The organism is Streptomyces sp. NRRL F-6492, from assembly GCF_001280125.1.
Taxonomy (GTDB): domain Bacteria; phylum Actinomycetota; class Actinomycetes; order Streptomycetales; family Streptomycetaceae; genus Streptomyces.
The window spans coordinates 36942-46993 of sequence record NZ_LGEG01000238.1 but is presented as its reverse complement, the minus strand read 5'-3'; the positions used below and the strand labels follow the sequence as shown (position 1 = coordinate 46993).

At 73.3% G+C, this 10052-nt stretch carries 10 protein-coding genes; 4 read left to right on the top strand and 6 right to left on the bottom strand.

Annotated elements, in window-relative coordinates; all coding sequences use genetic code 11:
• Together ADL08_RS25000 and ADL08_RS24995 are read right to left on the bottom strand one after the other, a co-directional pair.
• Positions 1 to 173, bottom strand: a 173-nt coding sequence (locus tag ADL08_RS25000) for a transposase family protein (RefSeq protein ID WP_199837081.1), incomplete at its 3' end; no start/stop codon positions are given.
• A 310-nt stretch (positions 174 to 483) separates the two neighbouring features.
• Positions 484 to 1449 (bottom strand): pirin family protein, encoded by a 966-nt coding sequence (locus tag ADL08_RS24995; protein ID WP_053646695.1) that lies wholly within the window; start codon positions 1447 to 1449, stop codon positions 484 to 486.
• A 174-nt stretch (positions 1450 to 1623) separates the two neighbouring features.
• Here ADL08_RS24995 and ADL08_RS24990 point away from each other — a divergent pair, with 174 nt between their 5' ends.
• The 3 genes from ADL08_RS24990 to ADL08_RS24980 all read left to right on the top strand — a co-directional run bounded on the left by ADL08_RS24990 (position 1624) and on the right by ADL08_RS24980 (position 3201).
• Positions 1624 to 1968, top strand: a complete 345-nt coding sequence (locus ADL08_RS24990; protein WP_053646693.1) for a tetratricopeptide repeat protein — start codon at positions 1624 to 1626, stop codon at positions 1966 to 1968.
• A gap of 52 nt (positions 1969 to 2020) precedes the next feature.
• Positions 2021 to 2428, top strand: coding sequence for a DUF6153 family protein (locus ADL08_RS24985; RefSeq protein WP_053646691.1), 408 nt, complete (start codon positions 2021 to 2023; stop codon positions 2426 to 2428).
• A gap of 128 nt (positions 2429 to 2556) precedes the next feature.
• The gene (locus ADL08_RS24980; protein ID WP_053646706.1) at positions 2557 to 3201 is read left to right on the top strand and encodes a DUF305 domain-containing protein; all 645 of its coding nucleotides are present in this window, start codon (positions 2557 to 2559) and stop codon (positions 3199 to 3201) included.
• Positions 3202 to 3272: 71 nt separating this feature from the next.
• Here ADL08_RS24980 and ADL08_RS24975 read toward each other — a convergent pair whose 3' ends face one another.
• Both ADL08_RS24975 and ADL08_RS24970 read right to left on the bottom strand, forming a co-directional pair.
• Positions 3273 to 4940 carry an amidohydrolase gene (locus ADL08_RS24975; protein WP_053646686.1) on the bottom strand — a complete coding sequence of 556 codons (1668 nt, stop codon included), beginning with the start codon at positions 4938 to 4940 and terminating at the stop codon, positions 3273 to 3275.
• A 46-nt stretch (positions 4941 to 4986) separates the two neighbouring features.
• Positions 4987 to 6402 carry a purine-cytosine permease family protein gene (locus tag ADL08_RS24970; protein WP_053646683.1) on the bottom strand — a complete coding sequence of 472 codons (1416 nt, stop codon included), beginning with the start codon at positions 6400 to 6402 and terminating at the stop codon, positions 4987 to 4989.
• 225 nt (positions 6403 to 6627) lie between these two features.
• On the opposite strand from ADL08_RS24970, the gene ADL08_RS24965 reads away from it, so the two are divergent.
• Positions 6628 to 7245: a TetR/AcrR family transcriptional regulator gene (locus ADL08_RS24965; protein WP_053646681.1), complete on the top strand. Its 618-nt coding sequence runs from the start codon at positions 6628 to 6630 to the stop codon at positions 7243 to 7245.
• Between the two features lie 16 nt (positions 7246 to 7261).
• On the opposite strand, the gene ADL08_RS24960 is transcribed toward ADL08_RS24965, so the two are convergent.
• Positions 7262 to 8107, bottom strand: coding sequence for an alpha/beta fold hydrolase (locus ADL08_RS24960; protein WP_063885350.1), 846 nt, complete (start codon positions 8105 to 8107; stop codon positions 7262 to 7264).
• Positions 8108 to 8293: 186 nt separating this feature from the next.
• Positions 8294 to 9736: a dihydrolipoyl dehydrogenase family protein gene (locus tag ADL08_RS24955; RefSeq protein WP_053646679.1), complete on the bottom strand. Its 1443-nt coding sequence runs from the start codon at positions 9734 to 9736 to the stop codon at positions 8294 to 8296.
• Between the last annotated feature and the right edge of the window lie 316 nt (positions 9737 to 10052).

The following is a 10052-nucleotide window of genomic DNA, read 5'->3' as shown; positions in this document are numbered from 1 at the left end:
ATCCCGAAACCTGCTCCAAGCTGCGAGAACGTCTCGTTCTTCCGCAGATGGACCAGCGTGAGGAGTGCCTGCTGGAAGCAGCCGAGCCTGCGCCACCGCGTGTTGCGGGCCCGGCGGTGCTCGTACAGCAGCCAGGAAACATGCTCAACCAGCTCGTGCGGGACATCGAGCATGGCTCGATACGGAACCACCAGGGGCCCTGCCTCGTCACCACCCTCGCTGACCAGCCCATTTCACCCTCCAACACAGGATGAAAGAAGCTCAGTGACTACCGCTGTCTGACTGCCAGTCAGGAAAGTCAGCAAAAGGTCAGCATCGATCCGATTAAAGCTTGACGCATAAGCCCGGACACGAGACTCGACATGCCTCCTCTCGAGCCCGGCAGACCCCCTGGCCCGAGCACAGGACAGGATGCAGATCAGGGGCCTCAGTATGGCAGCCACGCGTGGAAGCACGGCCAGCCCGATCACAGGTTTCCGCAGGTCAGCGCACCCTCCCACGCGGCTTCAGCGGGGTGGTGGGCAGAGCCGGAGCGGATAGGCGGGCACCGTCGTAACCGTGCACCTCGCCGAACCGCGAGCCCTTCTCCCAGTCGTTTCGCGCCTGTACGATCTCGTCGCCGGATCGGCCGACGAAGTTCCACCACATGACGATCTCCTCGGCGAAGGGCTCGCCGCCGAGGAGCATCAGGCCCGCGTCCGAGAGGGCGTGGAGGGGGAGTTCGGTGCGGCCGCAGCCGAGGTAGAGCATCGAGCCGGGCAGGACGGGCACGCCGTCGACGCGGGCCTCGCCGGACATGGCGAGGACGGCGTACTCGAAGTCGGGCTCCAGCGGGAGGTTCGCCTCGGTGCCGGCCGTGAGGGCGAGGTCGGCGCCGACGATCGGGGTGTACGTGGTGCCCGGCGAGGCGGCGCCGTCGAGGGAGCCCAGGACCACCGTGGCCGTGAGGCCGGGGGCGGTGGCGCGGGGCAGGTCGGCGTGGTGCTCGAAGTGGGGTTCCACGTGTCGGTGGGCGTCGGGGAGGGCGACCCAGAGCTGGGCGCCGTGCAGGAAGCGGGCGTGCGGGCGGGGGCTCTCCTCGGAGTGGGAGATCGCCCGTCCCGAGGTCATCAGGCCCAGTTCGCGCGGGCGGATGGTCTGGAGGGCGCCGGTGGAGTCGCGGTGCAGCACCTCGCCCTCGTGGAGCCAGCTGACGGTCTGGAGCCCCGTGTGGGGGTGGGGCGGGACCTGCATGCCGGGCTCGTCGGCGATGTCGTCGGGGCCGTAGTGGTCGACGAAGACCCAGGCGCCGACCATCCGCCGCCCCAGGTTCGGGAGCAGTCGGCGGACCTCGGTCGATTCGCCGAGCCGGACGTGGCGGGGGGCGAGGAGTTCCCGTACCGGCTCGGCGGCGACGAAGCCGCGTCCGCCGCAGACGGTCGGCACGGCCTGGCGATCGAGATTGCTCATGGCGCCCAACCTATTGCGGTCCGGGGGCCGCGGGGCGTGACGCTCCGGCGGAGCCGGGAGAAGTCGGGGAGCCACCGGAAAGCCTTAGTGGAATGTTCAACCATTCTGGCTTGTTGGACCGGTCGACCGCCCCCCGCACGGCGGCGGATCCGGATCTCCGGGAAGGAAGAGCGAGTGAGCGAGACGTACTACGAGTTCGGCACGGCCGGGGAGCGCTGGGACCGGGCACGGCTGTTCTTCGACGCGAAGGAGTACGGGACCGCCGTCCGCATCCTGCGCGGCCTCGTCGCCGAGCACCCGGACCAGACCGCCCAGCGACTCCTCCTCGCCCGGGCGTACTACCACTCCGCCCGGCTCTCCCGGGCCGAGACCGAGCTGCGCGCGATCCTGGAGCGCGACCCGGTCGAGCACTACGCCCGGCTGATGCTCGGCCGTGTGCTGGAGCGGCAGGGACGCCCGGAGGAGGCCGCGCCGCATCTGCGGATGGCCGCCGCCATGACGGGCGAGACCGTGTCCTGACGCGTTCTTGATACCCCTCCACGGTATATTCGCGAGCCGGGAGGTCCTGGCTGTGCGGACACGACGGGCGGAACGCGGTCGACGAGCGGGAGGTGCCACGGCGCACCTCCTGCTCGTCGTCGTGCTCGCGCTCGGCGTGTTCCTGATGCACACCGTGGGCCATCCCGAGGGGTCCGACGGCAGCACGCACACCGCCTCCGCCGCCTCCTCCCCCGCTTCCTCCGCGCACGACGGCGGGAGCTCCGACGCCCGGCACGATCCCGGTACGGGGACGGACATGACCACCCTGTGCGTGGCCGTCCTCGGCGTCTGGCTGCTGGCGCGGCTCGTCCTGGCCGCCCTTGGACGCGGACCCGAAGGGCCCGTGCCCTTCCTGGCGCGCCTCGCGCACGTACGGGCTCCGCACGCCCCGCCCCGTCGTCCTCCCGACCCCGCGCTGCTGTCCGTCCTGCGGATATAGGCCGTACCTCGCCCACGGGCGCCCCCGCGCCGCCCGTGAGCCCCTCCGGCCTGCCCTCTTCCGCCCGTACGGGACCGCACGAGTCCCTACGGGTCCGTACGAACAGCACACGAGGTATCACCATGCACATGCGTGCCTTCACGCACCGCGCCACCCGGGTATCCGCCCTCGTCGGCGCCGCCGCCGCGACCGGGCTCCTGCTCACCGCGTGCGGCGCGGACGACACCGCCCCGTCGGCGTCCGTTCCCCCGTCCGCCACCGCCGCCGCGCCCGGGGCCGCCGCCTCCCCGGCGCCCGCTCCGGGGCCCTTCAACGACGCGGACGTCATGTTCGCGCAGATGATGATCCCGCACCACGAGCAGGCCCTGGAGATGGCGGAGCTCGCCGACGGCCGGGCCGAGGACCCCGGCGTCAAGAGGCTGGTCGCCGCGATCGAGCGGGCCCAGGGCCCGGAGATCCGGACCATGCGGGCCTGGCTCGCGGGCTGGGGCCGGCCCGGGTCCGCCGGTCACGGGGGCGGTCACGGCTCCGGCCACGGCATGGCCGGGATGATGTCCGAGCAGGACATGAAGGATCTGGCGGCCGCCGGGGGCGAGGAGTTCGACCGCACCTTCGCCGAGCTGATGATCGCCCACCACGAGGGTGCGGTGGCCATGGCGGAGGACGAGCGGAAGAACGGCCTCAACCCGACGGCCAGGAAGCTCGCCGACGACGTCGTACGGACCCAGTCCGCCGAGGTCGCCGAGCTGCGGAAGGTCCTCGACCGGCTCTGACCGCCTCTTCGACCGTCCCCGGTCCGGCCGCGCCGGGCCGGGGACGGTCCACGGCCGGACCGGCGCCCGGGTCACTCCCCCGCGCGGCGCTCCACGACCACCTCGCCGCCCACCACGACCGTCTCCGCGACGGTGCCGGGGATGTCCTGGGGGGCGACGCGGAGGATGTCGCGGGAGAGGACGACGAAGTCGGCCAGCTTGCCCACGGTCAGGGAACCGCGCTCGTGCTCCAGGAAGTTGGCGTACGCCGAGCCCCTCGTGTAGCCCTCGACGGCGGTGGCGACGTCGATCGTCTCGCCGGCCGTCCAGGCCTCGCCGCCGCCGGGCGGGCGGCGGGTGACGGCGGCGTGGATGCCGACCATGGGATCCATCTCGGCGACGTTCCAGTCGCTGGAGAGGGCGAGGACCGCGCCGGCCGCGTGCAGGCTGCGCAGCGGCCAGGCCTTGTGCCAGCGGTCGGGGCCGACGTTCTCGGCCCAGTCCTGGCCGGGGCCCGCGATGTCGGGGGCCGCGTGCCGGGGCTGCATGCAGGCGACGACGCCGAGCTCGGCGAAGCGCGGGGTGTCGGCCGGGTCGAGGCACTCGACGTGGACGACCTGGTGGCGCGCGTCGCGCGGTCCGTTGGCGGCGCGGGCGCGTTCGACGGCGTCGAGGACGGTGCGGATGCCCCGGTCGCCGGTGGCGTGGACGAAGCACTGGAAGCCGCGCGCGTCGAGCAGGGTGAGCAGCTCGGCGAACTCCTCCGGCGGGTAGAAGGTGTCGCCGCGGTGGTGGGAGCAGCCCGCGTACGGCTCCAGGAGGGCGGCGGTGCGGGGTTCGACGACGTCGTCGATGTACAGCTTGAGCGGGCCGACCCGCAGCCGGTCGTCGTCGTGCTCCTCGGCCGCCGCGGCGAAGGCGTCGAGGTCGGCCTCGGTGGTGCCGCGCGGGTGGAAGAGGGCGGCGACGATCCGGGAGCGCAGCCGGCCCTCGTCGCGGGCGCGTGCGAAGAGGGCGAGGTCGTCGAGGGAGTTCTGCGGTTCGACGACGGTGGTGATGCCGAAGCCGATGGCGTCGTCGAGGCTCTTGGCGAGCCGTCCGTACTGGCGGTCGGGCGAGGCCCAGGGGAGGCCGAGGTCGCGCAGGGCGCGGTGGCCGTCGCGGGAGAGGCCCTTGATCGCGAAGTCCTTGACGAATCCGGTGGGTTCGCCGGTCGCCGGGTCGGTGACGGCCCGGCCGAAGGGCAGTTCGGTGTGGTCGCGGTCGACGCCGAGGCGCTTGAGGGCGGCGGTGTTCAGCCAGGCGGTGTGCACGTCGTAGCTGAGGACGAGGGCGGGGGTGTCGCCGGTGGCCGGGTCGAGGTCGGCGGCGGTGGGCATGCGTCCGCCGGGCACGGCCGAGTAGTCGAAGGCCTCGGCCTCGATCCACTCGGCGTCCGGGTTCGCCGCGTGCCAGGTGCGGATCCGCTCGTGGATCGCGTCGAGGGTGCGGGCGCCGGCGAGCTGGACGCAGGCGTCGTCGGAGCCGAGGCGGACGTGGTTGTGGGCGTCGACGAAGCCGGGCAGGACGAGCCGTCCGCCCGCGTCGAGGACCCGGGTGCCGGGTCCGGTCCAGGCGGCGGCCCCGTCGTCGGAGCCGATCCAGACGATGCGGCCGTCGCGGACGGCGAGGGCCTGGGCCTCGGGGAGGTCCGGGTCGACGGTGTGGATCCGGGCGCCGGTGAGGACGAGGTCGGCGGACGCGGGGGCGGTGCTGTTCATGCGGGGTGGCTCCATGGCGTACGGGAGGGGTGGGGTGCGGTGGCTGTCAGGGGCGGTGCGGTGCGACGTGCCCGCGGGCGAGGAGCACGTACACCAGGGCGGAGACGGCCGCGCCGAGCAGGGTGAGGTCCGCGCCGCCGAGCGGGGCGACCAGGGGGCCGGTCCACAGTTCGGAGTCGCAGGTCAGGGCGGAGAAGGTGAGGCCCGCGAGGAGGGCGACGAGGCCGGCCGGGTGCCAGCCGGAGCGGTACCAGTAGGCGCCGCCGGTGTCCGCGTGCAGGCCGGCGGAGTCGTAGGAGCAGCGGCGCAGCACCATGTCGGCGAGGAAGACCCCGCCCCAGGGGGCGAAGACGATGATCAGGAGGGAGAGGAAGGAGAGGAGCGAGGTGGTGAAGTCGGCGAGGAAGAGGGCGCCGAGGGAGCCGGCGGCGGTGACGGCGGCGCTGACGACGATGGCGCGGGCCCGGCTCCAGGGGATGCCGAGGACCTGGAGGTTCAGGCTCGACGAGTAGAGCGTGATGATCGAGTTGGTGACGGAGCCGCCGAGGACCAGGGCGAGGAAGAGCGGCTGGAACCAGCCGGGCAGCAGGCTCTCGGTGCCCGCGACGGCGTCGGTCATGTCGACCTGGGTCGCGGCGGCCACGCCGGCGACGCCGAGGGCGACCGAGGAGAGGAAGCCGCCGAGGGCCCCGCTCCAGGTCACGGCCTTGAGTGAGGTCGTGCGAGGGAGGTAGCGGGTGTAGTCGGCGGGCATCGGGAGGTACGAGAGGGGGCCCGCGAGCACGACGACGAGGGCGAGGCTCCAGGCCTGGGCGCCGGGCGCGGCGGCGGGGGCGGAGGTGTCGGCGCCGGGCAGGACGAGGACGACCAGGACGGCGAAGCCGACGGCGAGGACGTAGGCCATCCAGCGTTCGGCGAACTGGACGGTGGCGTGGCCCCAGAGGGCGATGGCGAAGGTCAGCGCGAGGGTGACGGCGAGGGCCGCGGCGCGGGGGGCGTGTCCGGCGCTCCAGCCGAGGTCGGCGAGGAAGGCTTCGAGCGCGAGGGTGCCGACCACCGTGTTCACGACGGTGTAGCCGATGCCGACGATCCAGTTGAGGAGGCCGGCGGGCCAGTTGCCCCGGCGGCCGAAGGCCGCGCGGGAGATGACGAGCGTGGCGGTGCCGGTGCGCACGCCGCTGAGGCCGGCCGCGCCGATGGCGAGGAAGGCGAGGCCGCCGAGCACGACGACGGCGGTGGCCTGCCAGAAGGAGAGCCCGAAGGCGACGGCGAGGGCGCCGTTGATGACGTAGGTGAAGGTGAGGTTGGAGCCGAACCAGAGCCAGAAGACGTCCTTGGCGCTGCCGTGCCGTTCGGCGTCGGGTATGGGGTCGATCCCGTGTTCCTCGACCTGGAACACCTCGTCGCGGCCCGTGGTCCTCGCGGTTTCCGTGGTCACGGTCGCCGTCTCGTGTCCGAGCACACCGCACTCCTGTCTTGAATGCCGTTCTAAGTTTTAGAACGGCATTCAAGATGTGCGAAAGGTTCCGGCCACGTCAAGACCTTCGGAGGTTGCGGTTAGGGTCGATCCGTACACGGCGGATCCACGCACGGCGGATCCACGCACGGCGGATCGGTCCACGACGGATCGGTCCACGGCGGATCCGCGCGGCGGAACGGACGGAAGAGCGGGACGGGGACGGCGGCGGTGGCAGGCACGGCACGACGGCGGGACGGACACGTCACCCAGGAGCGGATGCTGGAGGAGGCCATGACGGTGATCGCCGAGGACGGCCTCGCCTCCCTCACCATGTCGGCGCTCGCGGAGCGGCTCGGCACGAGCGGCGGCCACATCCTGTACTACTTCGGCAGCAAGGACCTGCTGCTGCTCGCCGCCCTGCGGTGGAGCGAGGCGGCGCTCGCCGGGGAGCGCCGCGCGCTGCTCGGCCGGCGGGTCGCGGCCGAGCGCAAACTGGACCTGTTCCTGAGGCTCTACCTGCCGCGCGGGCCCCGTGACCCGCGCTGGACGCTGTGGATCGAGCTCTGGGCCCGCGCGGCCGGGAACGACGCGCTGCGCGAGGCCCAGGTCGAGCTGGACCGGGGCTGGCAGGAGGACCTGGAGGCCCTGCTCGCGACGGGTGTCGCGCGCAAGCGCTTCGCCCCGCTGGACACCACGTCCCGGGCCTCCGAACTCCTCGCCCTGCTCGACGGGTTGAGCACCCGGGTGGTCCTGGGGCAGGACGCCGGGGCCGCCCTGGAGGTCGCCCGCTCGGCGGCGGGCACCCTGGTCCCTCCGTACGTCCCGGAGGGCACCGGCGCCCGGTGAACCCCCGTCGGCGGGGTCAGCGGGTGGTCTTCGCGGCCTGCCGGATCAGCCGGGTGACGGCGTCGGGGTGGGACATCATCGCCACGTGCGAGGAATCGATCTCCACGGTGCGGGACTTCGCGCGCCGCGCCTCGAACCGCTCCAGGTCCGGGGCGATGGCCTTGTCCTGCCGGGCGACGAGGAACCAGGACGGGATCGTCTTCCAGGCCGCCGCGGTCGCCTTCTCCGCGAATCCGGCGGCCGCCGCGGGCCGCTGCGCGGCCGCCATGACCCCGGTCCGCTCCCTGGGCAGATCGGCGGCGAAGACGTCATGGAACCTGTCGTTCCGGATGTACAGGTCCGTTCCCGAGCCGTTGGCGTCGGTGTACGGGACGGGCCTGAGGGCCGCGTCCAGCTCGCTGCCGGCGAACTTGGCGGACAGCTCGGCGAGCGACTCGCCCTTGTCGGGCATGAACGCGGCGACGTAGACGAGCGCCTTGACGCGGGGGTTGCCCGCCGCCGCGCCGCTGATCACCGCGCCGCCGTAGGAGTGCCCGACCAGGACGATCGGGCCCTCGATGCTCCTGAGGACACTGGCGAGGTACGTGGAGTCGTTGCGCAGCCCCCGCAGCGGGTTGGCCGGTGCCACGACCTCGTACCCGTCGCGCTGGAGCCGCTCGATCACGTCGTTCCAGCCAGAGGCGTCCGCGAACGCCCCGTGCACCAGCACCACCGTCGGCTTCTCGCCGTTCCCGCCTCCGGCGGCGGGTCCTCCGGCAGCGGCGGGTCCGGCGGTGAGTGCGGTGGCGGTCAGCAGGAGGACGGTGGTGCCGGCCCGGAGGGCACGGCGGCGGGGAGTACGGCGGCGGGCGAACGCGGTCATGCTGCTCTCGTTCCTGGAGGAGGGAGTTTCCGGTGGGGTACTGCCGGAGCCAGCTTCCGCGGGTCCGGGACCGTACGGCACGCTCCCGGGACCAGGGGAGTGAACGAGCGCGGCCACAAGGATGAAGCGGCGTGCCCGGAGGTGACCGCGACGGGCGGCCCCGGGCACGCCGGAGGTGACCGGGCCTCAGCCGCGGTAGGCCTCCAGGAGCCGCAGCCACGCCTCGCTCAGCGTCGGGTACGAGGGGACGGCGTGCCACAGGCGGGCGATCGGGACCTCGCCGACGACCGCGACCGTCGCCGAGTGGAGGAGCTCGCCGGTCCCCGGACCGACGAAGGTGGCGCCGACGACGACCTCCCGCTCCAGGTCCACCACCATCCGCGCGTGACCCCGGTAGCCCGGCGCGTAGAGGCCGGCCCCGGCGACCTGGGTCAGGTCGAGGTCCACGGCCCGGACCCGCAGCCCGGCCCGCTCCGCCTCCGCGAGCGACAGGCCGACGGCGGCCGCCTCGGGGTCGGTGAACACCACCTGCGGCACGGCGGCGTGGTCGGCCGTGGCGGCGTGCGCGCCCCAGCTCCCGGCGTCCGGCAGCTCCTCTCCCCCCGCGCGGGCGGCGATGGCGGCGCCCGCGATCCGGGCCTGGTACTTGCCCTGGTGGGTCAGGAGCGCACGGTGGTTGACGTCCCCGACGGCGTAGAGCCAGTCGGTGCCGAGGACCCGGAGGCTGTCGTCGACGTCCAGCCAGGATCCCGGCTCCAGGCCGACCGTCTCCAGGCCGACGTCCTCGGTGCGCGGGGCCCGGCCGGTCGCGAAGAGCACCTCGTCGGCCTCGACGTGGTCGCCGCCCTCCAGGACCACGGTGACCGGTCCGGTCCCCCCGTCCCGTACCACCGCGGTGACCGACGCGCCGTCGCGGATGTCGGCGCCGCGCTCCTTCAGGGCCTCGGCCACGTGCTCGCCGACGAAGGGCTCCATGCGGGGCAGCAGGCCCCCGCCCCGTACGAGCACGGTCACCTTCGAGCCGAGGGCCTGCCAGGCGGTGGCCATCTCCGCGCCCACCACTCCCCCGCCCACCACGACGAGCCGCTCGGGCACCTGCTGGGAGGAGGTGGCCTCGCGGCTGGTCCAGGGCCGCGCCCCGGGCAGTCCGGGCAGCTCCGGCAGGACGGCGCGGCTGCCGGTGCAGACGGCGACCGCGTGCCGGGCGGTGAGCAGGTGGCGCTCGCCCTCGGGGCTCACGACCTCGACCCTGCGCGGTCCGGCGAGGCGGCCGTGGCCCCGCAGGACCCGGACGCCGATCGAGTCCAGCCAGTCCAGCTGGCCGTCGTCCTTCCAGTCGCCGACGACCTCGTTCCGGTGGGCGAGGACCGCCGCCGCGTCCAGGGGGCTGCCGACCGCCTCGCGCAGACCGGGGAGCGCGCGGGCGTCGGAGCGGGCGATCCCGGGGCGGAGCAGTGCCTTGCTGGGCATGCAGGCCCAGTACGAGCACTCGCCGCCGATCAGTTCGCTCTCGACGATCGCCGCGCTCAGACCGGCCGCCCGCACCCGGTCGACGACGTTCTCGCCGACCGGTCCCGCGCCCAGTACCACCACGTCGTAGACCTGCTCGTCTTCCACCGTATGTGTCATGATCCCAGTCTGCGGGCAGGGGCCTGGAATAGTGCGGCTCGATACGCCGTCGTGCCCGGCGAGTCCCCCGGGGTCCGTGAGGACACCACCGGGAGACCTCGAAAGGCAGACAAGCATGAGCGCCGTGGAGCTCACCAAGGACACTCTCCAGATCAGCGCCCTGACCTGGGGTTTTCTTGCGACCTGCGCCTTCCGGCGGTCAATCGACTCGCTTCTCCGCCCCATCCGGGCGTGCCGACGAGGGGGGCGGGGACGGCGCAGTACGTCCACACGGCCGCGCGCTCCCGGGTCACGTCCTCGCCTCCGGAGCGAAGTC